Consider the following 24,186-nt stretch of genomic DNA (forward strand, 5'->3'; position numbering starts at 1 on the left):
TGGCTACCGTCGCCGGCTTGGCCCAGGCTGCGCCGCCAGCCCTGCATTTCTTCGAAGCGGCGCGCTACAAGGAAGCCCGGCTCTCGCCGAGCGGCCGCTACCTGGCGCTGCGCGTCGGCAGCAACGAGGCCCGCGATTCGCTGGCGGTGATCGATACCGACACTTTGCAAGTGGTGAGCACCAAACGGCTGGCCGAATACGACGTTGGCCACATCCGCTGGGTCAACGATGAGCGCCTGGTCTACACCGTCACGGACAAAGACGCGGCGCCGGGGGACCGTCGCGTTGCCCCGGGACTCTATGCCATGAGCCGCGACGGCAAGGAAACGCGCCAGCTGGCTGAACACCACGGCGGCAATCAAAGCACAGGTTCGCATATCAAGTCGCGCCTGGAGCCATGGAATACTTACCTGATGGATGAGGATGGCGCCCAGGATTCCAACATCATCTACGTCGAGCGCCCGATCTGGACGGCAAAGGCCGGCTACGACATCGAGCGTACCGAGCTGGTCAAGCTCGACACCGCGAGCGGCCAATCCAGCGTGCTGTCCCATCCAGGCATATCGCAGGGCTGGATGCTGGACCACAAGGGCGTGCCGACGATCATGGTTTCATCGAAAGAAGGCAATGAGACCATCCATTACCGCGACACTGGCGGCGAGAAGAAGTGGATCGCCAATTGGCTGGCCTGGTCAACATCATCACTCCGCGAACGCACCCGGACAGTGCCTGGACGCTGGTAGCCAGCTACTCGGACCGCCAGCCGCGCTTCTATTCCCTATACAACAGCGACACCCGTGAAGTCAAAGGCCTGGGTGGCACGCACCCGGACATCAGGGCCGCCGAAATGGGCTCACAGGACATCGTCAAGTACCGCGCCCGCGACGGGCTGGAGATCCCGGCCTGGCTGACATTGCCGGCCAAGGGCGGCAAGAAGCTGCCGCTGGTGGTGAGGGTGCACGGAGGGCCTTATTTGCGCGGCAATGTGTGGGGCTGGGACGCCGGCGGCCAGTTCATCGCTTCGCGCGGCTATGCCGTGCTGGAACCTGAATTCAGGGGGTCGGCCGGTTTTGGCTTCAAGCTCTTCTCCGCCGGCATGAAGCAGTGGGGGCTGAAGATGCAGGACGACATCGCCGACAGCGTCAAGTGGGCGGTGGACAAGGGCATTGCCGATCCCGACCGCGTGTGCATCATGGGCGGCAGCTACGGCGGCTATGCGACCCTGATGGGCCTGGTCAACGACCCGGGCCTGTACCGCTGCGGCATTGCTTATGCGGCCGTCACCGACATTCCCCTGCTGTATGACAGCGGCATGGCCGTGCTGTCCGGCCTGCCGGACGATTACAAGGAATACGGCGTACCGGTGCTGGTGGGCGACCTGGGAAAGGATGCCGCGCAGTTCGTCGCCACCTCGCCGCTGAAGCAGGCGGCCCGCATCAAGCGTCCTCTGCTGCTGGCGCATGGCAGCGACGACCATCGCGTGCCGGTGCCGCATTTCAGGAAAATGCGCAGCGCCCTGGAAAGCGCCAAGGCCGACGCCGAGTTCGTCGAGTATGCCGGCGAAGGCCATGGCTGGAGCACGCTGAAGACCCGCCTCGACTTTTGGAGCCGGGTCGAGAAATTCCTCGACAAGCATATCGGCCAGAAATAGTCGGGCAAGCCGTGGCGGACCCGGTTCGCCCGCCGCGCGTCAAGGCGAAAGTTACATTTGGCTAGTTTTCAAAGCTTGCCATTCCAGTAACATACATTTCCCACAACAGTATTGGCAGCAAGCATGATGATCAAGCATTTTCTTCTGTCCCTGGCCGCCGTCGGCGGCCTGGCGCACGCGGCCCCGCCGCTGCAGCAATTCTTCGAACCGGCCCATTTCAAGGACGCCGCCATCTCGCCGAGCGGCCGCTATGTAGCACTTCGTATCGGCGATAACACGCTGCGCGACGGCATGGTGGTCATCGACAGCGAAACCCAAGCCGTTGTCGGCGGCACGCGCCTTGCCGGTTACGATATCGCCGCCATTCGCTGGGTCAACGACAACCGCCTGGTGTACAACGTGGACGATTCCAAGCTGACCGCAGGCGAAACAGAATTTGCTCCTGGCCTATGGGCCGTCAACCGTGACGGCACGGACAAGCGCCAACTAGCCGAGCACAGGATCGCGTACGTCATCGGCAGTCTGATCACGCGCCATGTCGAACCGTGGAATACTTTTCTGATGAGTGAACGGGGCGCGCAGGATTCGGAGTTCATCTATGCCCGCCGCCCCGAATGGAAAGAACGCTCCCATGTCATTGAGCGCACTGACCTGATCAGGTTGAACACTTCGACCGGGCAAGCGACTACTGTCAGCCGCCCGGCGGCTGCGAAGTACTGGATGCTGGATCACAAGGGCGAGCCCAGCATCATGGTGTCCCTCAAGGACGGCAAGCAAACCTTCCACTACCGCGCCCCTGCCAGCCGCGAATGGCGCGCCCTGGCCACCTTTACAGCTTACGGCGAGGAAGACGGCATCGAGCCGGTCGGCTTCGTCAATGACGAGCAGATGCTGGTCAAGGCCCGCCTGAAAGGAGACAAGGCGGCTCTGCACACCCTGGACCTGTCCACCGGCAAGGTCGACCCGGAACCTCTGGTTTCGCTGAGCGACTACGACTTCAGCGGCAGCATGGTGTATTCGAACAAGCGCCTGCTTGGCATCCACTATCTTGGCGAGGCGCGCAGCAGCATTTGGTTCGATGCCGGCATGAAGACGGCCCAGGCGGAAGTGGACAAGAGGTTGCCCGACCTGGTCAATATCATCACCCCGCCGGCAACTCCGGAAGTGCCTTGGCTGCTGGTAAGGAGCTATTCCGATCGCCAGCCACACACCTATCTGCTGTTCAACAGCAAGACTGGCCAGTTGAAAGTAATCGGTGCAAGCCACCCTGACATCAATCCGGCTGAAATGGGACGCCAGGAACTGGTCAAGGTCAAGGCGCGCGACGGCATGCAGATCCCGGTTTGGTTGACCAAGCCAGCCAAGGGCGGCAGCAAACTGCCGATGGTGGTGATGGTGCATGGCGGCCCCTATGTGCGCGGCACCGAATGGGGCTGGGATTCCGACGGCCAGTTCCTGGCTTCACGCGGCTATGCCGTGCTGGAACCGGAATACAGGGGCTCGACAGGCTACGGCCTCAAGCTGTTCTCCTCCGGCTTCAAGCAATGGGGCCTGAAAATGCAGGATGATATTGCCGACAGCGTTAAGTGGGCCGTTGAAAAAGGCATTGCCGACCCCGATCGCGTCTGCATCATGGGCGGCAGCTATGGCGGCTATGCCACCTTGATGGGACTGGTCAACGATCCGGAACTGTACCGCTGCGGGATTTCCTATCTGGCTGTCACCGACATTCCGCTGCTGTATGACGGCGGTATGGCCCTGCTGTCCGATCTGCCGGACGACTACAAGAAGCACGGCGTGCCGGTGCTGGTGGGTGACCTGGAAAAGGACGCCGCGCAGCTTGTTGCCACATCGCCGCTGAAGCAGGTGGCCCGCATCAAGCGCCCTCTGATGATGGCACACGGCAGCGACGACCGCCGCGTGCCCTTCGTGCATTTCAAAAAAATGCGCAGCGCATTGGAAGACGCCAAGGCCGATGCCGAATTCGTTGAATACGTGGGTGAGCAACACGGCTGGCATACGCTGAAGACCCGCCTCGACTTCTGGAGCCGAGTCGAGAAATTCCTCGACAAGCATATCGGCGCGGGAGCAAAAACGGAGTAAGCTGGCGGCTCGTCCGTCACTCACTTCGAAGGAGGCAGCGCGATGTCGTCTGGCAAAATCCTGGTCGCACAAGGGGGCGGTCCGACCGCCGTGATCAACCAGTCGCTGGTCGGCGTCGTGCTCGAAGCGCGCCGCTTCCGCAACGTGACACGCATCTACGGTGCGCTGCACGGCGTGCGCGGCATCGTCAACGAGGACTTCGTCGACCTGACGCAGGAGACCAGCCATAACCTGGAACTGGTCGCGGCCACGCCCTCCTCCGCCCTCGGTTCGACGCGCGACAAGCCGGACCTGAAGTATTGCGAAGAGATCTTCAAGGTGCTGAAGGCGCACGAGATCGAACACTTCTTCTACATCGGCGGCAACGATTCCTCGGATACCGTGCGCATCGTGGCCGAGCAGGCGCAGGCTGCCGGCTATCCGCTGCGCGCCATCCACATCCCCAAGACCATCGACAACGACCTGGTGGGCAATGACCACACGCCGGGTTTCCCCTCCGCTGCGCGCTTTGTGGCACAGGCCTTTGCCGGCGCCAACCTGGATAACGCCTCGCTGCCGGGCGTGTACGTGGGCGTGGTCATGGGCCGCCATGCGGGCTTCCTGACGGCAGCTTCCGCGCTGGGCAAGAAATTCCCGGACGATGGGCCTCACCTGATCTACCTGCCGGAGCGCGTGTTCTCGATCGAGCAGTTCCTGGCCGACGTCAAGGACACTTACGCGCGCTACGGGCGCTGCGTGGTGGCGGTGTCGGAGGGCATCCACGATGCATCCTGCGCGCCGATCGCCACCTTGCTGGCGAAGGAAGTGGAGCGCGATGCGCACGGCAACGTGCAGCTGTCCGGCACCGGCGCGCTGGCCGACCTGCTGTGCGACGAGATCAAGGACAAGCTGGGCATCAAGCGCGTGCGCGGCGATACATTCGGCTACCTGCAGCGCTCCTTCATCGGTTGCGTGTCCGACGTGGACCAGCGCGAGGCGCGCGAAGTGGGCGAGAAGGCCGTGCAGTTCGCCATGTGGGGCGACCGCAACGGCTCGGTGGCGATCAAGCGCACCGGCTTCTATTCGGTCGACTATGAGCTGATGCCGCTGGAAGCGGTGGCAGGCAAGACGCGCACCATGGAAGATGAATTCATTGACGAGAAAGGCACCGGCGTGACCGATGCCTTCCGCATGTACCTGCGCCCCTTGCTCGGTTCCGGCATGCCGGACGCCTATCGCCTGCGCCCGGCGCCGGTGCCGAAGATCCTCAAGCGCTAAGCTATTCGATTCGGAAAGAACCCTGGCGCAGAAATTCGATGAACTCCCGCATCGTATCGTCGGGGATAACAAGGGGATTGGGGTCCTCCATGTAGGGGCCTACCTTGGCCTCACCGAGTATCTGGACCATTTGCTTGTGAACGAGCCTGTCGAGGTCTCGGCTGAGCGCGACCTGTTTCGCGCCCTGGCCGGGATCGGCCAGCAGGGACTCCAGCGCCTCTGCCAGGTTCGCAGCATCTTGCCGGGTCACCGTTTGTCCATCGTTCGTGTCGTAAACATCGGGTTCCCATTCGGCGGCCTCAATTTCTGGTGGCGCGCTTGTTCCGGCAGGCTGCCAGCCGTACGCCTGTCCCAAGTTCAGGAGCATTGCCCAGGCCGAGCCGCTGTAACGGGTTTCCGCGCCCGATTCACTTCTTAGATCAAACCCCATTGAATTCCTTTCATGTGACGGGAAGTTGAAGCGCACGGCGCAACCGCCTTTTCCCCGCTGGATTATCGCAAAAATCCTTTGACGCTAGAACAGTGGAGGCAATTCAGCCGCAAGGAAGTCGGACAGGGCACGCACCTTGGTCTGCAAGTGCCGGTTGCCGGGGTAGACGATGTAGGCCACGCGCGGTTGCAAATGCCAGTCCGGCAGGACGCGTTCCAGCGCGCCGTGGGCTAGCATGGGCCGGGCAATGAAGGATGGCAGCGAACCAATGCCCTGCCCGGCCGCCAGCATCTGTCCCAGCATCAGGCTGTTGTCCAGCCACATGCGCACTGGCGGTTCGATTTCGACCGTGCCGCCGTCCCCCTCCAGCCGCCACAGGCCTGGCGCTTCCGCCAGGCGGAAAGCCAGCGCCCGATGCGCCAGCAGGTCGTGCGGCACCTGCGGCGTTCCGTTTTCGCGCAAGTAGGACGGGGATGCGCACAGCCATTGCTCCACCTTGCCGGCGGAGCGTACTACCAGCGAAGAATCGGGCAGCGTGGTGCGCACGCGCAGGGACAGGTCGAAGCCTTCCGCCACCACGTCAAGCAAGCGGTCCGCCATGGTGAGCTCGACGTCGATCTCGGGGTACTGGTCCATGAAGCGCGCCAGCAGCGGCGGCAGCACCACCAGGCTGAGCGACATCGGGGCGTTGATGCGCACGCGGCCTCGCATTGCAGCCTGCTCGCCGCTGGTGCTGCGCTCCAATTCATCCAGCTCGTCGAGCAGGCGGCAGCATTCCTGGAAGTAGGCACGGCCGGTGTCGGTCAGGCGCATGGTGCGGGTGGTGCGTAACAGCAGTGCGGCGTCCAGGCCCTGCTCCAGCCAGCGCACCTGCTTGCCGATGCCGGCCGGCGACAGCCCCAACTCCTCTGCCGCCTTGCTGAAGCTGCCGCGCTCGACTACGCGGCGAAAGGCATGCATGGCCGCCAGCTTGTCCATTTGATCCCCCGGGTAAAAAGTCTTTATCAAAACTGCCCGATTATCTTAGCAGCAGAATCAAATATGCTGGCTTCACTGACATTTCTTACAAAGGAACCACGATGAAACTCGCAAACGCCCTTGCCGCCCTGCTGCTGTCCGCCAATGCCATGGCTGCCGAACCGGGCACCAGCCCTTGGGGCCCGCAAGATGAAATCGGGCGACTGAACCTGGTCACGCAAGCCTCCAGCGCGGCCGTCCTGGCTCGCATCAGGGGCGGCCGCGCCTATGACCTGTCGGTGGATTATTTCGTCGGCATGCCGAGCTGGCAGGCTGCCGGCGATCCGCCTTACCTGATGTGGATGACGCATACGCCGCACGGCAATGTGCTGTCGGACCCGATGGAGACCGGCAAAGCCATGAACCAGCACGTCAGCTACACGGGCAGCGCCATCTCGATGTATGCGCACATGGGCACCCATATCGACGCGCTCAACCACTTCGGCCTGAATGGCAAGATCTGGAACGGCTTCAAGGCTTCCGAACACCTGGGCGACCGGGGCTGGAAAGTGGCCGGTGCGGAAAAGCTGCCGCCGATCGTGGCGCGCGGCGTACTGATCGACGTGGCGGCATCCAAGGGCGTATCCATGCTGCCGGATAACTACCGCGTGACCGGCAAGGACCTGGCCGAGGCGCTGGCGCGACAGAAGGTGGCGCTGCAGAAAGGCGATGTGGTGCTGATCCGCACCGGGCGCATGCAGCAGTTCGAGAAGGCGCAGGCCTTCATGCAGAACCCGCCCGGCATGGGCCTGGATGCGGCGCGCTTCCTGGTGGAGCAGAACGGCGCGATGGTGGTGGGCGCGGACAACCTGAGCTTCGAGGCCTTCCCTTCCGAGGCCAAGGACAACTACATCCCGGTCCACACCTACCTGCTGGCCGAGCATGGGGTGCCCATCATGGAGCTGGTTAACCTGGAGGAACTGGCGCGCGACAAAGTCTATGAGTTTGCCTTTATCGGCGCCTCGCTCAAGCTGCGCGGTGCGGATGCGGCGCCGATGCGACCGATCGCGCTGCCGCTGCGCTGATCATTCCTGGTGGACGTCGCGGTAGGCCAGCATGTCCACCAGGCGTTCTTCCTTGTCGGGATCGAAGCCGCAGGTGGCTTCGAACTTCTCCGGGTTCTCGTAGGTCCCGAACAGCATGTCCCACCACACGATGTCTCCATAGTTGTTCTTGTGGCGGCCGTACTGGTGGTGGATGCGGTGCATCTCGGGGCGCTGGAAGAACCAGCCGACCCAGCGCGGCGTGGTGACGCTGGTGTGGTAGAAGAATTCGCCGAGCGCGGTGCACAGGGTGTAGACCGCGCCGGCTTCCGGCGACAGGCCAAGAAAGGCATAGACCAGCAGGCTGCCAATGATCGAGTTGACGATCATTTCGCCGGGATGCTTGTAGAACGAAGTGATGACTTCGATGCGCTGCGGGCTGTGGTGGATCTGGTGGAACAGGCGCCACAAGAGGTCCGATTCATGGCGCACACGGTGCCACCAGTAGAACACGAAGGTGGCGATGAAGTAGGCCAGCAGGCCGCCAGCGACCGGGCCGACATGGTCCGACAAGTGCAGCAGCGAGGCTTGCGAAGCCCAGCGTTCCCAGCTCACGCCGGCCAGCAGCACGACGCCAAGCTGCACGGCGTTGATGGCAAGAACGCGCACGGGCCAGGTGCGGATACGGGGCAGTTTCCAGCCGGGTCGTAGGCGCTCCAGTGCAAAGCAGGCGGCGAAAACAATGAAGATCGTGGTGAGCATGGCGTGTCCTTTCGTTTGGTAAGAACGAAATGATCGCGCCAGCGCTTTGCGCGAGCCCCGAAATACCGTCGAGGTATCGGATTCAGATACTGCCGGCATATAGGGCAAGTTCTCGCCTGTTGGCGGCCTAGCATGATGGCTCTTTCAAACAGGAGACAACCATGAAAAAACTGATTGGGGCACTGGCGCTGGCGGCAAGCGGCGCGGCTGGCGCGGTCGGCGGCACGGCGACAGCAAGTGCGCCTGCGGCCGCCGAAATCGAACGGGCGCGGCATGCTTTCGACTTCCTGCACGGCGACTGGACGGTGCAGAACCGCCGCCAGTCAGATTACGCCAATCCGGACAGCGCTTGGGAAACCTTCAGCGCCAGCAACTTGGTGCACGCGCTGCCGGCCGGCATCGGCAACTACGACGAATACCGGCCGCTGGGCGACTGGCGGCCCGGCTTCGTGGCGATGACCCTGCGCGTATTCGATCCGGCGACCGGGCGCTGGAGCATCTACTGGCTGACCAATCGCGACGGCGGCCTCGATCCCGCCACCGGCACCTTGCTGCCGCCGGTGGTGGGGCGTTTCGATGCCGATGGCGTGGGACGCTTCGAAGGCGAAGAAGTCTACAAAGGCCGCACGGCCCGCGTGCGCTTCACCTGGACCCGCAGCAGCGAGCGCCAGGCGCGGTGGGAGCAAGCCTACTCCTGGGATGATGGCACCAGCTGGCAGACCAACTGGGTCATGGAGTTCACCCGTCGATAACTCAGATCTTCACGCGCACGTACGCCATGACGCTGCGCGGCGCACCTGGCTGGATCTGGAAGTTGTTGTTGGCCGATTCGTAATACACCTTGTCGGCAAGGTTGTTCAGGTTCAGCCCAGCTTCCCAGTTCTTGCCTTTATAGCCAAGCATCGCATCGAGGCGCACATAGGACGGCAAGCGCACCGCATTGTCTTCAACGGCGAAACGGTCTCCCACGTAGAAGGCGCCGGCGCCGATGGAAAAGCCGTGGCCCAGCTCATAGTTCGACCACAAGCCCGCCGCATGCTTGGGAATGTTGGCGGGGCGATTGTCCACCTTATAGTTGTTGGACTGGGTAATGCGGGCATGGTTGACGGTGGCATTGGCAAACACTTTCCAGTCCTGCGCCAGGCTGCCCGTCAGGTCGACTTCGAGTCCACGGCTTTGCTGTTCCCCGGTCTGCACCTGGCGCACGCCTGCCGGATCGGAAGGGTCTTTGGTCGCAACGTTGCGCTGCGTGATCTCGTACAGGGCGACGGTCGACTGCAGGCGTCCACCGAACCATTCGCTCTTGTCGCCAATTTCCTTCTGCAAGGATTCAACGGGCTTGATCTGTGCAAAATCCTTGCCGCCGTAGAAGAAGTCATTCCCTACCGGCAGGAAGGAGCGGCTCAGGTTTGCGTACAACGCGTGCGCCTGGCCCGGCTGGTAAACCACGCCGATGCGCGGGCTCCACACCGAGTCGGTGCGGCTCTGGACCAAGCCGGTGCGCCGGTCGTTCTGTTCCTGCTTGAAGCGGTCGAAGCGTACGCCAGCGAGCATCTTCCACTGCTCGTTAAACGAGGCCTGGTCCTGCGCATACCATGCGGCCGTATCGGCCTTGAAATCGTTGTCGATCGTGACCGGCAACGCGGCCAGGTCCGGCATGGCCATAAGCTGCTGCGGCGCCTGCAAGCTGACCGGCGTGGTCGCGGCAGCACGCACCAGGCGGCCGGACTTCTGGTGTCCCAGTTCAACGCCGGTTAACAGGGCGTGACGAACGCCGCCAGCATCGAGCTGATACGCCGCTTCGGTCTGGTTCAGGAAATTGCTCTGGTCCTGAGGAAAGTAGGTGATCTGGCGGCGCACTTGCGTGTTGGCTGCGGCCAGGCCCAGGGTGCGGGTATTGATCGCATCCAGCTTCAGCTTCGAATACTGGAAGTTATTGCGCAGGACCAGCTTGTCGTTGACCGCATGTTCGACATTGAAGCGGGCATTTTGCGCATCCGTCCTGGCGTAGTCATAGCGCTCGCCGTAGAAGTTGCCAACCGGGACATCGGCCGGTACGCCGTTCAGCGAAGGGATGCCGCGATCGGGCGTGCGGTTCTGGTGCAGGAATTCGGTTTGCAGCAGGAAGCTGGTGTCGCGCCCCGCCGTCCAGGCGATGGATGGCGCCAGCACTGCACGCTCGGAGTGGACCACGTCGCGGTAGTTGTCGCCCGCTTCGTAGGCGCCGGTCAGGCGGAACGCGGCCTGTTCCCCGGCAGCACCGCCCAGGTCCAGGTCGATGCGGCGGAAGTTCTCCGAGCCGCCGCTCAACGTCACCTCGCGCACCGGGGTTTTCACCGGCTTCTTGGTGACGCGGTTGATCACGCCGCCCGCCGAGCCACGGCCGTACAGCACCGCGGCCGGGCCTTTAAGCACCTCGATCCGTTCCACATTGCCCAGGTCGCGGAAATACAGGCTGTCGTCGCGCATGCCGTCAAGCAGGGTGTCGCGGGTGGCGTCGAAACCCCGGATGTAGAACTGGTCGCGCCGCCCTTCGCCCTGGGACAGGGCGACGCCGCTGACGTTGCGCAGCACATCTTTCATATCCACTGCCCCTTGCGCCCGGATCAGCTCTTTGTCGACGAACTGCACCGACTGCGGCACGTCGCGCAGCGGCACATCGAGCTTGGTGGCGCTGCTAGTGCCGTGCAGCGGATCGGACGCCGCTGCCGTCTGCACGGTGATCATCGGCAGTTCGGTGTCCGCCGCATAGGCAAATTGCGAGCACAGCGCGGCGGCGGCCAGCGCCAGGACATGGGGGTGAATACGACGATGTTGCATGACTTTCCTTCGGATGTGACGTTAAAAAATCGTTAAGGCCTACGCATCTTCTTGCAGGTAGATATGCTGTGGATGCGGATGGCGCAGGAAATCGTGGTGTGAGATGTGCCAGGCGTAAGCGCCCGCATACTGGAACAGCAGCAGGTCGCCGACCCGCAGTCGATCGAGCATGGCGTCGCTGGCCAGCACGTCTTTGGGCGTGCAAAGCTGGCCGGCGACCGTCACCGGCCGGTGCACGGCTTCGGGACGCGAATAGGCATGTTTCCAGTCTGCCACCGGCACTACCCGGAACGGATGGCTGTGGCCCTGTGCATAAGGGGTGCGGAAGTGATGCGTGCCGCCGCGCACGATGGCGAATACGCGCTCTCCCGACTCCTTGATGTCCAGCACCTCGGTGGCGTAGTAGCCGCAAAACGCGCTGACGAAACGCCCGAGCTCAAAGCGCAGGCGCGGCACGTCGTCGCCATGCCGGCGCGCTTCTTCGGCCAGCAAGCTTGCCAGGCCGGTGCTGAAGCGCGGCCAGTCGAACTGGCGCTGCGGTTCGCGGTAATTGACCCCGATCCCTCCGCCGACGTTGATATGCTCGATGCGCAAGCCGTACTGCTCGCACCATTCGCGCGTCTGGCGCAGGTAGGCCGACAGCAGTTGCAGGTGTTTGTCCGCATCGAGCTGGTGCGATAGCAGGTGGAAGTGGAAGCCGCGCAGCTCCAGGCACGGCTCTTGCCGCAGGCGTTCCAGGCACACCGGCAAGTGCTCGATGGCGATGCCGAACTGGGTTGGCTTGCCGCCCATCACCAGGGTGGTGGTCGCCAACTCGGCCAAGGGCGGATTGACGCGCAGCAGGATCGATGCCGGCTTGCCGCCGGCGCGGGCCAGCACGGCCAGGCGCTCCAGTTCATGCAGGCTTTCCACGTGCACCGTGGCGCCATGCTGCAAGGCCAGCGCCAGTTCGCTATCGAGCTTTCCTGGTCCGCTGAAGATCACCGGCACCTGCGGAAAATGCTGGCGCAGCCAGGCGATTTCACCGCCGGACGAGGCTTCAAAGCCATCGACGGTTGGCGCCAGCGTTTGCAGCAGGGGCACGTCCGAATTGGCTTTGATCGCGTAGAAAAAGTCGCATTGGCCGGGCAAGCCTTCGCGCAAGTGCGCCGCGTGGCGCTTCAGCGCCGGCAAGTCGTAGATGAAGGCGCACAGCGGTTCATCCGAGCCGGCGTGCGCCTGCTGCGCCGCCGCGATCGCGCGGTCCCAGTCGAGCCTCATGCCAATTGCTCCTTGAAGGCAGCCAGCGGATTGGCAAAGGGCGCGTAGTCGGCCGCGCGGTCGGCCTGCTTGAGGAAGCGGTTGCACAGGTTGCCCTTGGCCGGCAGCGGTTCGCCGCCGAGCACCGATGCGATGCGCGCGGCGGATTCGGCCGTGCCGTGCAGGTGCTGGTATTGTTGCAGGTGATGGCGTACCAGCGCCCACAGCCTTTGCTGCAAGGCCGGATTGCCGGCGGCCAGCTGGTGGATCGCTTCGCAAAAATTGTTGACGAACAGGCAGTAGGCGATGCGCTTCCAGCCGCGCTCGCGGTCGTACTGCAGCGCTGCCTGCGCGCGCTGGCTGACGCCGGACAGGCGGGCTGCGCCCCACTCTTCCTGCACCAGCTTGACGCCTTCGAAATCGCGCAGGAAGGCCTGCGCCGGCCAATCCTCGACCAGCCCGATCACTACGTTCTGCAGGTGCGGCTCGAATACGACGCCGTGCGCGAAGTAGCAATGCAGCACTGGATACATCATCTGTTGCACATAACGCGAGAACCACTCGACGACCACCGCCTCCGGCGCCATGCGCTCACGCTCGGCGATCTGGCGCAGCAGAGCCGACAGGCGTGCCTCGCCCAGCACGTGGTTGCCGAACAAGGCGCCGGCCAGCAGGGGCACGGCGCCCGGCAGCAGGTTGTGCTGGTCGAAATTACCGCGCAAGATCAGGCCAAAGCCTTCAGTGATTTCGCGGTTGGCATCGGCGTCGCCGTCGCGCAGGTCGACCGACAGGAAGGCCGGTTCCGGCATGATGGCGGCGCCAGGGAAGCGCTCCCTCAGTTCCGGAATCACGCCGTTCATGATGCGGTTCACCTGCAACGCGCCTTCCAGCTCGTACACCGCGTTCTTGCGCACGCAATTGGTCAGGCGCACATGCAGCGAGAATTTGTAGAAATACGGGTTGCCGGGCTGGTACAGGGTGCGTACCGAGGAGGTCGGGTAATACAGCTCGCCCTGCGCCCCGAGGTGACGGATACGGCCGTCGCGCATGGCGGCGGCGATCAGCGGCTTTTCCAGCAGCCAGCGCGCCTGCCAAGGGTGGGCTGGAACCAGCAGGTAGTCATCACCGGCCACCACTCCTTGCGGCGCCTGGGCGGCCAGGATGTCGCCGCAGGATTGCGCCAGGGTCGACTGCTGCAGCACGGCGTCGCGCTGCACGGCGAAATAGTGCAGCGGGAAGCCGCCGCGCAGTTCCGGCGAATAGCGGCGCAAATCGTCCGCGCTGAAGCCTTGCCTGCTCTTGGGCGCGGGATGGAAGGGATGGCCGTAGGTCAGCGACTGTTCGGAATCCAGGTAAGCCGCCAGCGGATCGGACGGCATCGCGTTTGGCCATGGCGCTTCCAGGATGGCCGTGGTGACCTGCACGCTGTCTTCGATCTGCGCCAGCAATTCGTGGTTGTATGGCTGGCCGGTCTTGGCCGCGAGGTCGCGGATGATCAGGTCCGCCAGCATGCGCCAGTCCAGCAAGGCCCACGGCTGGCCGGCGCTCTTGCAATACAGCGCGGACAGGTAGCGATAGTTGGCGGTTGGCGAGTCGTCCTGCACGGCGACCACGACGCGGCTATCGAGACGCGGCAACACGATGTGCAGGGCCTGGCCGGTGGCCAGCGCGCAACGCAGGGCGAGCGGCCAGTCGTTCTGGCCGAACAGCGGGCCGACGCTAGCGTGCCCTTCCGGGATGGCCACTTCGCGGCAATAGCAGTTCAACAGGGTTTCCAGGCTGCGCTGGCTGGCGGCGCAGTACGCCGCCGACATATTCGGACTACGGTGCAAAGCTGATGTCGACATGAAATTTCTCCAAGCATGTGATGGCTGGCTACACGATCAGTCGGTGCTGTGCGCTGGCTGTTTGAAATCGCCCCGGTATAGACGGAACATGAGTACAACGAGATAGATGCAGCTGGCCGCGAGCGCCGCCGCGCCAAGCAGGAAATGGGACTGCAATCCCCAGCGCTCGGCGGCGATGCCGGCAGCCAGGCCGGCTGCCACCGCGCCCCATTTGGTGCTGCCCTCAAGGGAGCCGAAACGGCGGCCGGCGTTGCCGGCGTCGGTGATCGCGGCCACCATCCCGTGCAAGGCGATATAGCTGGCCGTCATCGCCACGCCCATGACGAGGCGCCATGCGGCCAGCGCTGCCAGCGAATGGCTGCCGGCCTGCCCCAGCAAAGCCACGATGAGCACTGCCTGGCTGACGGCCAGTGTTGCAAGCAGGTGCCGGCGGCCGCAAAAGCGCGACAACGGCAGCGCGCACAGCAAGTACACCAGGTGCGGCAGTCCGAACAGCAGCCCCGGCGCCGCCCCAGGCAAGTTCGCCAGCGTTTGCTCGGCATACGGCACGAAGTAGGGAAAGGTGATCACCGTTGCGAAAATGAAAGCGAATTGCAGGCCATACAGTTGGCCGGGCGGGATCGCTTCGCCGGCGAATGTCTTGCCATCGCCGTCCGTGGCCAGCGCCTCGCTCGCAGCCGGCGGCGCCGCGACGGCCGGCAGGCGCCAGACCAGCAAGGCAGACAGGAGCGGCAGCAGGGCCAGGTAGCGATACATCAGCAAAGGTTCGGCCCCATGCGACAGCATTCCCATCAAGGCCGGCCCGGCAAACAAGGCGGCGCGGGCCGAGCCTTGCATCAGTGTCAGCAAGCGGGTCAGGCGATGCCCGCTCACCACCGTGGCCAGGTAGGCGTTGGATGCGGCGAAGGTGCCGCCCAACAGGCCTTGCAGGATCAGCGCCGCGGCGAATTGCCAGACATTGCCGGCCAGGCTGGTCAGCCAGAAGCTCACCGCCAGCCCGAGATGGGCGCGCAACAGCAGGCGCTTCTTGCCATAGCGGTCGGCCAGGCGCCCCCACCATGGATTGGACAGCGCCGCCACCAGCGTCGGAATGACGAACAGCCAGCCGGCCAGCCAGGCGGCATTGCTGCCCAAGGCCTCGCGCAGGATGCGGTCATAAAATGGCGGCATGCCCAGGGCGGCAAAGGCGGCGGCGAAATGGCCCGCCAGCGTTGCGGCGACAATCCGGCGCGTGCTCATGCGCTCGCCTTCGGACGCCATCGATGCAATGGATTGGGCACGGTTTGCAGGCGCGCTTCGGTTTCCGCGAACAGGCGGCGCTTGGCCAGTTGCTCGATGCGGATGGCCGGAGCAAACAGGTCGAATGCCGCAAAGCGTTCGGCAAGTCCGGGATGGCGCGCCTGGTAGCGGCCGATGCAGGCCGCAATGCGGCGCCAGAAGTCGGCTTCCGCCAGGCCGTAGTGCTGCTGCAGGAACATCGCCAGTTCGCCGAAGTTGATGAAGAATACGGCGTCGTGGAAGTAGTCGCGCACCTCCTCCGGCGACGTGCTTTCCATTCCCGCGGTGGCGTTGACCTGCTTGCGGAACGATGGCGTCGGCAGCAACTGCGGGCAGATGTCGGGATCAGCCAGGTATTGGCGCACGAAGCGCAAGCCGCCCGGCAAATCCTTGAGCGCAATGCGGCCGGGCAGGCCGGCGCGATGGATCAGCACGATGTTCTGTGCATGGGCCTCCATGCCGATGCCTTGCGCATAGAGCAGGTGGATCAGCGGCGGCAGCGAGGCTTCCAGCAGCGCATCCAGCCACGGCAGGAGGCCGTACTGCTCGACCCACGGAGCGATGAAGGGGCGGCCATCCGCTTCGCACTGCGAGAGGCCGGAAAAAGGTGCGGCGGCTTCGCCAGCCCGCAAGGCCCGGTCGGCACTTTCGCGCCAGACCGCGCCCAGCATGCCGTATTGCGCTGCCTGCAGCGCCAGCGGCAGCCCGGCATCGCGATACGTGATGCCGGCCACTTCGCGCAGGAACACCAGGCCGGTGGCGCGCAGCGCCGCATCGCGCTGCAGGATTTCGCCCAGCCAGTCCGATACCGGCGGCGCGTTTTCCACGTTATGGCAGGACAGGATGCGGTCGGCCGAGGTGTTGACGATGCCGATCGGCAGTTTGACATGGGCGGCCAGCGGACGCGTGGCATTGGCCAGCGACCGGATCGATTGCAAGGGCCGGTACACGTCGCTGCCTTCGCCAAGCCAGACCAGGTCACGGCTGTGCAGCAAGGGGAACAACTGGCTGGCGATCTTCTCGCGCCAATGCCACGGGTGCGCCGGCAACAGCCAATAATCATCCGGCTCCAGTCCCATGGCGGCCAGCCTGGCGCTGAAACGCGCGTACTGCTCCTCGCCAGCTTCGCTGCGCAGGAAAGATGGCAAGTCGATGTCGCGGCAGGCGGCGGCGTTGGCCTTGGCGCGCCGCAGCGCCAGCCAGGACACGCGTACCGCCGGGGCAAACTCCGGCCCGTAGGCGGCATTGTCGAGCGGATCGAAGCCGACGCGCGACTTGTAGCAGGGGTGGTAGGGGTGCGCGTCCTGCAACTGGCCTTCCAAAGCGGTCAGGTCGCGCCCTTCGCCATCTTGCCGGCGCGTGTAGCGTGCCAGCGTGTCTTTTTGCAGCGTCTGTTGCAGCTCATGCAGGAAGCGGTGCAGCAGGTTCTCGTCGGTATCGATCAAGGCGCCTGCTTCGAGCACGAATTCCTGGAGCGATGCGACGGGCCGCGCGCCATCGGGCGCGCTGCGCATGAGCGAGGCGCCATCCACCCGGATGCGGCCGAAGCTCTCGCTGACGCGGCCCTTGCAGCGATAGGCTACCGGCTGGCCGGCCGCCGTCCGGCCGGGAATGTGGAAGCACACGCCGTCATCCTCTTGCGTGATTTCCGCAGCCAGCACCTGCTCGAACAGCAGTGCCTCGATCAGTTGGCGCAGCACACGCTGTTGCGCGGCCAGATAGTGTTGCGAAGCCAGGGCGTCCGCAAACAAGTCCCAGGTGATGGGCGAAGTCATACCGCCGCTCCAGCGGCAGCGAAGTTGGTCCACATAGGGGATTCCTTGGAAAGCGTGCCATGCCAAGGGAATGCCGGATCGCGCTCCCTGGCAAAACCTCAATGACTGGCAGCTCTCCGCAATGTGGGGAAGCCCGCTGGCTGTGTGGTGTGCAGTGAATAAAAATACAATTCGTCGATCATAATACAAATGAGAATCATTTGCAATAAAGCGACTGAATCGAAACGGGGGCAAAAAAAACGGAGCCGCTGGGGCTCCGTTGCTCAATAAATGGGGTACGTCCCCATTTATTTAGACGACGATCGTCTGGTGTTCGCCTTCCGCGCGGGCGCGGATCTTGCCGATACGGGATACGGTCTCGCCGGCTGCAGTCAGCTGGGCGACGGCTGCGTCGGCGTTTTCGGCGGACACGATCACCGTCATGCCGATGCCGCAGTTGAAGACGCGGTGCATTTCCGCGTCGGCCACGCCGCCGTGCTGCTGCAGCCACTTGAACAGCGGAGGCATGGTCCACGAAGAACCGTCCAGCTCGGCAGTGAGGTTGTCGGCCAGCACGCGCGGGATGTTCTCGACCAGGCCGCCGCCGGTGATGTGCACCAGGCCTTTGACTTCCATCGATTCCATCAGCGCCAGCAGCGGCTTGACGTAGATGCGGGTCGGTTCCATCAGCACGTCGGCCAGCTTGCGGCCGTGGAAGTCGGCTTCCAGGTCCGGCTTGGCCACTTCGATGATCTTGCGCACCAGGGAGTAACCGTTGGAGTGGGCGCCCGAGGAGGCCAGGCCCAGCACCACGTCGCCCGGCTGGATCTTGCTGCCGTCGATCAGTTTGGATTTTTCCACGGCGCCGACAGCGAAGCCTGCCAGGTCGTATTCGCCGTCCGGGTACATGGAAGGCATTTCAGCGGTTTCGCCGCCAATCAGTGCGCAGCCGGAGATTTCGCAGCCCTTGGCGATGCCCTTGATCACGTCGGTGGCGGTAGCCACGTTCAGCTTGCCGCAGGCGAAGTAGTCGAGGAAGAACAGCGGCTCGGCGCCTTGCACCAGGATGTCGTTCACGCTCATGGCCACCAGGTCGATGCCCACGGTGTCGTGGCGGTTCAGCTCAAACGCCAGTTTCAGCTTGGTGCCGACGCCGTCGGTGCCGGAAACCAGCACCGGCTCCTTGTATTTCTTGCTGATCTCGAACAGCGCGCCGAAGCCGCCGATGCCGCCCATCACGCCTTCGCGCATGGTGCGCTTGGCGAATGGCTTGATCGCTTCAACTAGGGCGTCGCCGGCGTCAATATCGACACCTGCGTCACGGTAGGACAGGGAAACATTCGAAGGTTGGCTCATGGTGTTGTCGCAACTGAGGCGGAAGAATGGAAAAGCGGTGGCCGAATACGGCAAGTCCGCTATTTTAGCATTTTTGCCCCCGCATTTTCTCTTGTTATCCGCCGTTTTCAGCCACCAGAGCGGCAAACTTCCCCCAATCCGGGGCGCGCGCCCAGCTTCAGCAGGCGTGCGGCCAGTTCCTCGTTCTTCTTTTCCAGGGCGACGTCGTAGGGCGTCAGGCATTCGTTGTCCGGGCTGGCCTTGCCGTTCGGGTCGGCGCCCTGTTCGATGGCGAAGCTGACGCGGGTGGTTACCGCCGCCACGCATTTCTGCCACTCCGCTTCGAAGCGCTCGGGAGCAACCAGCTTGCGCGTCATGTCCTTGTCGCATTCGCTGACCAAGCGCACCAGCATGCTGCGCTTGCCCCAGGTGCTGCCGTTGGGATCGGCGCCCAGGGCGACCAGGCGCTTGGCGGCGTCAAACTGGTCCTTGCGGATGAAGCGGTTGAGCAGGGCCGAGTAAGTGGTGGACTGGACGTTCGGGTTGGCGCCGGCCTGGATCAGCAGCGCCAGGAATTCATTATCAGTCTCGCAATGGTCGCAGGTGGACAGGTTGATGCCCTTGGCGCTGGCGCCGTGCTCGATCAGCAGGTGGGCCAGCGCCAGGCGGCGCGGCCAGCTTTCCTGCGGTGCGTTGCGGGCGAACCAGGCCTGGTTCACGGTCTCCTGCAGCAGCACCGTACCCAGTTCGCCGGAGATGTCGGCCTTGCCGGCCAGGTATTCGAGGACGGCGAAGCGCTTGGCGTCCCTGGCCGGGTCGGGCTTGGTCAGGTAGGTATTGACGGCCACGCCCAGCATGTTTTCCGGCTCAAAGCTGGGGTCTTTCCTGGGGTCGAAGCGCTTGATGCGGGCCAGGTCGCCCTCGTCCGTTGCGTCGATGACTTTGGTGGACGGCTTCTTGAAGTTCACCGCCTCGGCGACGTTGGCGGCGGCGTCGGCCACGCTGGTTGCGGCGGCCATGGGCATGCACAGCAGGCGGTTGAAGCCTTCGCATTTTTCGCCATCGTCCGCTGCCATGGCAGGGGATTGCGCGGCGAACGCCAGGGACAGGGCCGCAACGGCGGCTTGGGTACGAACAGACAGCATGACTTCCACTTCAAAGTTTATTTATGGAAATATTAAACTACTGCTAGGCCCCGCGCATGGTGTTTTTAACAGCAGAGGCGTTAGAATAGCCCTTCCTTCGTCCCGACCACGCCCCATCAGATGCCTCTTCCCCTCTCGGCAGAACAAAAACAAACGCTATTTTGGGTATCGGTCTGGGCCGCCTTCTTTTTCCTGCTCTGGATCCTGGGGCCGGTACTGACGCCCTTCCTGGCCGCCGCCATTTTCGCCTATGCGCTGAATCCTGCTGTCGACAAGCTGTGCCGCCTGCGCCTGTTCAAGCGCTGGAAGATGCCGCGCGCACTGGCGGTATCCATCGTAATCACGCTGTTTGGCGCCGCCGTGCTGGCGCTGCTGCTGATCGTGGTGCCGGTGCTGCAGAAGGAAATCCCGCTGCTGCAAGCGGCCATTCCCGCTTCGCTGGCAAAACTCAATGACACGCTGGGGCCGCGCCTGCAGCAACTGGGCGTGGAATTCACGCTCGACGGCGCCAGCATCAAGGCCCTGGTGGCCGAGAAAATGGCGGAAAGCGGCAACCAGATCTGGACTGCCGTGCTGAACTCCGTGCGCACCGGCGGCAGCGCGGTCCTGGGCTGGCTGGCAACGCTGGTGCTGATCCCGGTCGTGCTGTTCTACCTGCTGCTGGACTGGCACCAGCTGATGGCACGCATTGCCGGCGCCGTGCCGCGCCGCTATATCGGCGCCACCATGGAAATGGCGCGTGAATCGGATGCCTTGCTGGCCCAGTACCTGCGCGGCCAGTTGCTGGTGATGCTGGTGTTGTCGGTTTATTATTCCACTGCGCTGGCGGTGGCGGGCTTCGACGTTGCGCTGCCGGTCGGCATCCTGTCCGGCGTACTGGTCTTTATCCCCTATCTCGGCTTCGGCCTGGGCCTGCTGCTGGCGCTGATGGCGGCGGTGCTGCAATTTACCGACTGGAGCGGGCTGGTGGCCGTGGCCATCATCTACGGCCTGGGCCAGGTCATCGAAGGTTTTTTCCTGACGCCGCGCCTGGTGGGCGAACGGATCGGCCTCGATCCGCTGGCCGTGATCTTTGCCCTGTTGGCCTTCGGCCAGCTGTTCGGCTTCGTCGGCGTACTGCTCGCTTTGCCTGCTTCCGCCCTCTTGATGGTGGGTTTCAAGCACTTGCGCCGCCACTACCTGCGCAGCAGCTTTTATAATGCGTAGTGTGAAGATCGATTACGTTAGCAAAAAATCCACAAAGCCGGGACAAGTCCAATGAAACAGCTGGTGCTTGACCTGGGTGCGGAGCCGGTGTGCACCCTCGAATCCTTCGAGGTGGGCCGCAATGCGGAGGTGGCGGCGCTGATGCGCCAGTTCGCCGAACGCAGCTCCCGCGAGCATTTCGCCTACCTGTGGGGGGAAATTGGCGCAGGCAAGTCGCACCTGCTGAAGGCGCTCGCCTCGAGCGAACGCGCGCGCTATATTTCGCCGTTTTCGATTGAAACCGAGTTCCTGTATTCGCCGGATGTGGACCTGTACCTGCTGGACGACTGCGAAAAGCTGTCGCCGGTGGCCCAGATCGATGCCTTTGCCCTGTTCAACGAGATCCGCGCCAACAACGCCTTCATGGTGAGCGCGGGCTCGGTCGCCCCGGCCGTGCTGCCGGTGCGCGAGGACCTGCGCACACGCATGGGCTGGGGCCTGGTGTACCAGATCCATGGCCTGACCGACGAGGAAAAACTGGCAACGCTGACGCAAATGGCGGAAGCGCGCGGTTTGACCCTGTCGCCCGGTGTGCTACCTTACCTGCTGTCGCACTTCCAGCGCGACATGGTATCGCTGTCCTCGATGCTCGACTCGCTCGACCAGTATTCCCTGGAAACCAAACGCCCGATCACCCTGCCCCTGCTGCGCGAATGGCTGCAGGAGGAAGCGAACGAATGATGAAACTCGCCCTGTTCGACCTTGACCATACCCTGCTGCCGATCGATTCCGATTTCGAGTGGGGCCAATTCCTGTGCCGCGTAGGCGCCGTCGACGCCGTTGAATTCAAGCGCCGCAACGAAGAGTTCTTCGCCCAGTACCAGGCGGGCACCCTGGATCCGGTGGACTACCTGGAATTTTCGCTCGGAACCCTGGCTTCCTTCGAGCCTGGGCAACTGGCCGAACTGCAGCAGCAGTACATGACCGAAGTGGTGATGCCGAACATCCTGCCTGCCGCCCGAGCGCTGCTGCAAAAGCACCTCGACGCCGGCGACCTGGTGGCGATCGTGACGGCGACCAACCACTTCGTCGTGGCGCCGATCGCCAAGGCTTTCGGCGTGGAGCACCTGATTGCCGCGATGCCGGAGCGCGATGCCGCCGGCCGCATCACCGGCAAGCTGCTCGGCACGCCAACTCAGGGCGAAGGCAAGATCGTGCACACCAAGGCATGGCTAGAGAAATTGGGACACTCGCTGGACAGCTTCGAAAGCGTCCACTTCTACAGCGATTCCCATAACGACCTGCCGCTGTTGTCGATCGTCAGCCATCCGATTGCGACCAACCCGAACGCCAAGCTGTCCGAGCACGCGACCGCGCAAGGCTGGCCACTAATTCACCTGTTCAATGATTAAGAAATTCATCCGCAAGATCCTGGGCGTCAAGAACGCGAGACCCCGCAACGAACCGCTCGTACTGGGCGCCAAGGACCATGGCATCGACCCGCGCATGGTGTCGAACAACGCGATCCGCGTCACCAGCACGCTGCAGGAAGCCGGCTTTGAAGCCTTCGTGGTCGGCGGCGCCGTGCGCGACCTGCTGCTGGGCGTCAAGCCGAAAGACTTCGACGTTGCGACCAACGCCACCCCGGAACAGGTGAAGCGCCTGTTCCGCCGCGCCTTCATCATCGGCCGCCGCTTCCAGATCGTGCACGTGATGTTCGGCCAGGACCTGCTGGAAGTGACCACCTTCCGCGGCACCGCCACCGACAATGCGCCGAAGGACGAACATGGCCGCGTGCTGCGCGACAACACCTTCGGCTCGCAGGCGGAAGACGCGGAGCGCCGCGACTTCACCATCAACGCCATGTACTACAATCCTGCCACGCAGGAAGTGCTGGACTACCACGGCGGCATCGAGGATATCCGCAGCAAGACGCTGCGCATCATCGGCCAGCCGGAAGCGCGCTACCGCGAAGACCCGGTGCGCATGCTGCGCGTGGTGCGCTTTGCGGCCAAGCTGAAATTCTCCATCGAGCGTTCGACCGCCGAGCCGATCGGCGTGATGGCGCCGCTGATCGACAACGTACCTGCGGCACGCGTGTTCGACGAGATGCTCAAGCTGCTCACGTCCGGCCAAGCCCTGGCCTGCCTGCAGCAGTTGCGCAAGGAAGGCCTGCACCACGGCCTGCTGCCGATGCTGGATGTGGTGCTGGAACAGCCGATGGGCACCAAATTCGTGACGCTGGCGCTGGATTCCACCGACAAGCGCGTGATGGCCGGCAAGACCGTGTCGCCGGGCTTCCTGTTCGCTTCCCTGCTGTGGCACCAGGTGCTGGAGAAGTGGCAAGCCTACCAGGCAGCGGGCGAGTTCCCGATTCCCGCCCTGCACCTGGCGGCCGACGAAGTACTGGAATCGCAAACGGAAAAGCTGGCGATCCAGCGCAAGATCGGTTCCGACATGCGCGACATCTGGGCCATGCAGCCGCGCTTCGAGCGCCGCAATGGCAAGAATCCTTACAAGCTGCTGGAACACCTGCGCTTCCGCGCCGGCTACGATTTCCTGCTGCTGCGTTGCGCTTCGGGCGAGATTGACCGCGAACTGGGCGACTGGTGGACGGCCTTCTACGAAGGCGACGAAACCATGCGCGCCGAACTGGTGTCGACCGCGTCGTCCGGCGGTGGCAAGAAGAAAAAACCCGCGGCACGCCGCAGTCGCGCCGCAGCGCTCGACGACGCGCCGGTGGATGCCAATCCGGATGGCGAAGAAGGCGACGAGTCGGATGACGATGACTTCCTGAATCCGCGCCCTGAGGGCGAAGCACCGGCACGCAAGCGCCGCCGTCGTCCGCGCCGCGGCCGCCGCAGCGGCGGTAGCGGCAACGCCCCGGCCGGCGAAGCTTGATGCCTGTTACCGCCTATATCGGCATCGGCGCCAATCTCGGCGATGCCCGCGCCAATGTGCTGGATGCCGTGGAACGGCTGCGCAAGCTGCCGGGCGCCACGCTCGAGGCGGTGTCTTCGCTGTACCGTACGGCGCCCATCGATTCTTCGGGCGACGATTACATCAACGCGGTCGCCCGCCTGGAGACCTCCCTGCCTGCGCAGGCGCTGCTGGAAGCCCTGTTCGACATCGAGCAGGCCCATGGCCGCGAGCGTCCCTACTACAACGCCCCGCGTACGCTGGACCTGGACCTGCTGCTGTACGGGGATGAACAGATTGCGACGCCGACGCTTACCGTGCCCCATCCGCGCATGCATCGGCGGGCCTTTGTTCTGATGCCGCTGCTGGAGCTGGCGCCCGAGGTGGTGCTGCCGGGACTGGGGCGCGCGGGCGACTTCGCGCCTTCGGTTTCCGACCAAGGTATTATCCGGCTTTAAACC

21 protein-coding genes are annotated in these 24,186 nt (G+C 63.7%); 11 read left to right on the forward strand and 10 right to left on the reverse strand.

Going from position 1 to position 24,186, the window contains the following annotated elements; genetic code table 11:
- Positions 1-17: 17 nt before the first annotated feature.
- The 4 genes from ACN9MZ_RS27435 (at position 18) to ACN9MZ_RS27450 (ending at position 5,011) form a co-directional block, all read left to right on the forward strand.
- Positions 18-743 (forward strand): hypothetical protein, encoded by a 726-nt coding sequence (locus tag ACN9MZ_RS27435; protein WP_426339960.1) that lies wholly within the window; start codon positions 18-20, stop codon positions 741-743.
- Positions 668-1,651: an alpha/beta hydrolase family protein gene (locus tag ACN9MZ_RS27440; protein ID WP_426339961.1), complete on the forward strand. Its 984-nt coding sequence runs from the start codon at positions 668-670 to the stop codon at positions 1,649-1,651. Before ACN9MZ_RS27435 ends, ACN9MZ_RS27440 begins: the two co-directional genes overlap by 76 nt.
- Before the next feature lie 123 nt (positions 1,652-1,774).
- Positions 1,775-3,754, forward strand: a complete 1,980-nt coding sequence (locus tag ACN9MZ_RS27445; RefSeq protein ID WP_426339962.1) for an alpha/beta hydrolase family protein — start codon at positions 1,775-1,777, stop codon at positions 3,752-3,754.
- 42 nt (positions 3,755-3,796) lie between these two features.
- Positions 3,797-5,011 carry a 6-phosphofructokinase gene (locus tag ACN9MZ_RS27450; protein WP_426339963.1) on the forward strand — a complete coding sequence of 405 codons (1,215 nt, stop codon included), beginning with the start codon at positions 3,797-3,799 and terminating at the stop codon, positions 5,009-5,011.
- 1 nt (position 5,012) lies between these two features.
- Here the strand turns inward: ACN9MZ_RS27450 and ACN9MZ_RS27455 are convergent, their stop codons facing one another.
- Complete coding sequence (locus ACN9MZ_RS27455; RefSeq protein WP_426339964.1) at positions 5,013-5,477, reverse strand: hypothetical protein; 465 nt, start codon at positions 5,475-5,477, stop codon at positions 5,013-5,015.
- A 48-nt stretch (positions 5,478-5,525) separates the two neighbouring features.
- A complete protein-coding gene (locus tag ACN9MZ_RS27460; protein WP_426339965.1) occupies positions 5,526-6,419 on the reverse strand; it encodes a LysR substrate-binding domain-containing protein in 894 nt (297 codons plus the stop codon).
- 149 nt (positions 6,420-6,568) lie between these two features.
- Here ACN9MZ_RS27460 and ACN9MZ_RS27465 point away from each other — a divergent pair, with 149 nt between their 5' ends.
- Positions 6,569-7,483 (forward strand): cyclase family protein, encoded by a 915-nt coding sequence (locus tag ACN9MZ_RS27465; RefSeq protein WP_426342962.1) that lies wholly within the window; start codon positions 6,569-6,571, stop codon positions 7,481-7,483.
- Here ACN9MZ_RS27465 and ACN9MZ_RS27470 read toward each other — a convergent pair whose 3' ends face one another.
- Positions 7,484-8,203, reverse strand: a complete 720-nt coding sequence (locus ACN9MZ_RS27470) for a sterol desaturase family protein (RefSeq protein WP_426339966.1) — start codon at positions 8,201-8,203, stop codon at positions 7,484-7,486.
- Positions 8,204-8,364: 161 nt separating this feature from the next.
- Between ACN9MZ_RS27470 and ACN9MZ_RS27475 the strand changes: the two genes are divergently transcribed.
- Positions 8,365-8,955 carry a hypothetical protein gene (locus ACN9MZ_RS27475; RefSeq protein WP_426339967.1) on the forward strand — a complete coding sequence of 197 codons (591 nt, stop codon included), beginning with the start codon at positions 8,365-8,367 and terminating at the stop codon, positions 8,953-8,955.
- Between the two features lies 1 nt (position 8,956).
- On the opposite strand, the gene ACN9MZ_RS27480 is transcribed toward ACN9MZ_RS27475, so the two are convergent.
- The 7 genes from ACN9MZ_RS27480 to ACN9MZ_RS27510 all read right to left on the reverse strand — a co-directional run bounded on the left by ACN9MZ_RS27480 (position 8,957) and on the right by ACN9MZ_RS27510 (position 19,621).
- On the reverse strand, positions 8,957-11,023 hold the full coding sequence (locus ACN9MZ_RS27480) for a TonB-dependent receptor (protein WP_426339968.1): 2,067 nt from the start codon (positions 11,021-11,023) through the stop codon (positions 8,957-8,959).
- A gap of 39 nt (positions 11,024-11,062) precedes the next feature.
- Complete coding sequence (locus tag ACN9MZ_RS27485; protein ID WP_426339969.1) at positions 11,063-12,283, reverse strand: type III PLP-dependent enzyme; 1,221 nt, start codon at positions 12,281-12,283, stop codon at positions 11,063-11,065.
- Positions 12,280-14,109: an IucA/IucC family protein gene (locus ACN9MZ_RS27490; RefSeq protein ID WP_426339970.1), complete on the reverse strand. Its 1,830-nt coding sequence runs from the start codon at positions 14,107-14,109 to the stop codon at positions 12,280-12,282. Before ACN9MZ_RS27490 ends, ACN9MZ_RS27485 begins: the two co-directional genes overlap by 4 nt.
- A gap of 36 nt (positions 14,110-14,145) precedes the next feature.
- Positions 14,146-15,348, reverse strand: coding sequence for an MFS transporter (locus tag ACN9MZ_RS27495; protein ID WP_426339971.1), 1,203 nt, complete (start codon positions 15,346-15,348; stop codon positions 14,146-14,148).
- Positions 15,345-17,162, reverse strand: a complete 1,818-nt coding sequence (locus ACN9MZ_RS27500; protein WP_426339972.1) for an IucA/IucC family protein — start codon at positions 17,160-17,162, stop codon at positions 15,345-15,347. The genes ACN9MZ_RS27495 and ACN9MZ_RS27500 overlap by 4 nt, the downstream gene beginning before the upstream one ends.
- A 291-nt stretch (positions 17,163-17,453) precedes the next feature.
- Positions 17,454-18,497, reverse strand: coding sequence for a phosphoribosylformylglycinamidine cyclo-ligase (gene purM, locus ACN9MZ_RS27505; RefSeq protein WP_426165433.1), 1,044 nt, complete (start codon positions 18,495-18,497; stop codon positions 17,454-17,456).
- Positions 18,498-18,604: 107 nt separating this feature from the next.
- On the reverse strand, positions 18,605-19,621 hold the full coding sequence (locus tag ACN9MZ_RS27510) for an ankyrin repeat domain-containing protein (RefSeq protein WP_426339973.1): 1,017 nt from the start codon (positions 19,619-19,621) through the stop codon (positions 18,605-18,607).
- Between the two features lie 120 nt (positions 19,622-19,741).
- Here ACN9MZ_RS27510 and ACN9MZ_RS27515 point away from each other — a divergent pair, with 120 nt between their 5' ends.
- Genes ACN9MZ_RS27515 through folK form a run of 5 tightly spaced genes read left to right on the forward strand, consistent with a single transcriptional unit; the run spans position 19,742 to position 24,183 of the window.
- The gene (locus ACN9MZ_RS27515; protein ID WP_426339974.1) at positions 19,742-20,827 is read left to right on the forward strand and encodes an AI-2E family transporter; all 1,086 of its coding nucleotides are present in this window, start codon (positions 19,742-19,744) and stop codon (positions 20,825-20,827) included.
- 51 nt (positions 20,828-20,878) lie between these two features.
- Complete coding sequence (hda, locus tag ACN9MZ_RS27520) at positions 20,879-21,547, forward strand: DnaA regulatory inactivator Hda (RefSeq protein ID WP_426339975.1); 669 nt, start codon at positions 20,879-20,881, stop codon at positions 21,545-21,547.
- Complete coding sequence (locus ACN9MZ_RS27525; RefSeq protein WP_426342963.1) at positions 21,547-22,218, forward strand: HAD family hydrolase; 672 nt, start codon at positions 21,547-21,549, stop codon at positions 22,216-22,218. Before hda ends, ACN9MZ_RS27525 begins: the two co-directional genes overlap by 1 nt.
- A complete protein-coding gene (gene pcnB, locus ACN9MZ_RS27530) occupies positions 22,211-23,707 on the forward strand; it encodes a polynucleotide adenylyltransferase PcnB (protein ID WP_426339976.1) in 1,497 nt (498 codons plus the stop codon). Before ACN9MZ_RS27525 ends, pcnB begins: the two co-directional genes overlap by 8 nt.
- On the forward strand, positions 23,707-24,183 hold the full coding sequence (gene folK, locus ACN9MZ_RS27535; protein WP_426339977.1) for a 2-amino-4-hydroxy-6-hydroxymethyldihydropteridine diphosphokinase: 477 nt from the start codon (positions 23,707-23,709) through the stop codon (positions 24,181-24,183). Before pcnB ends, folK begins: the two co-directional genes overlap by 1 nt.
- Positions 24,184-24,186: the final 3 nt, after the last annotated feature.

It is taken from the genome of Pseudoduganella sp. S-14 (genome assembly GCF_049913285.1).
Classification (GTDB): domain Bacteria; phylum Pseudomonadota; class Gammaproteobacteria; order Burkholderiales; family Burkholderiaceae_D; genus Rugamonas.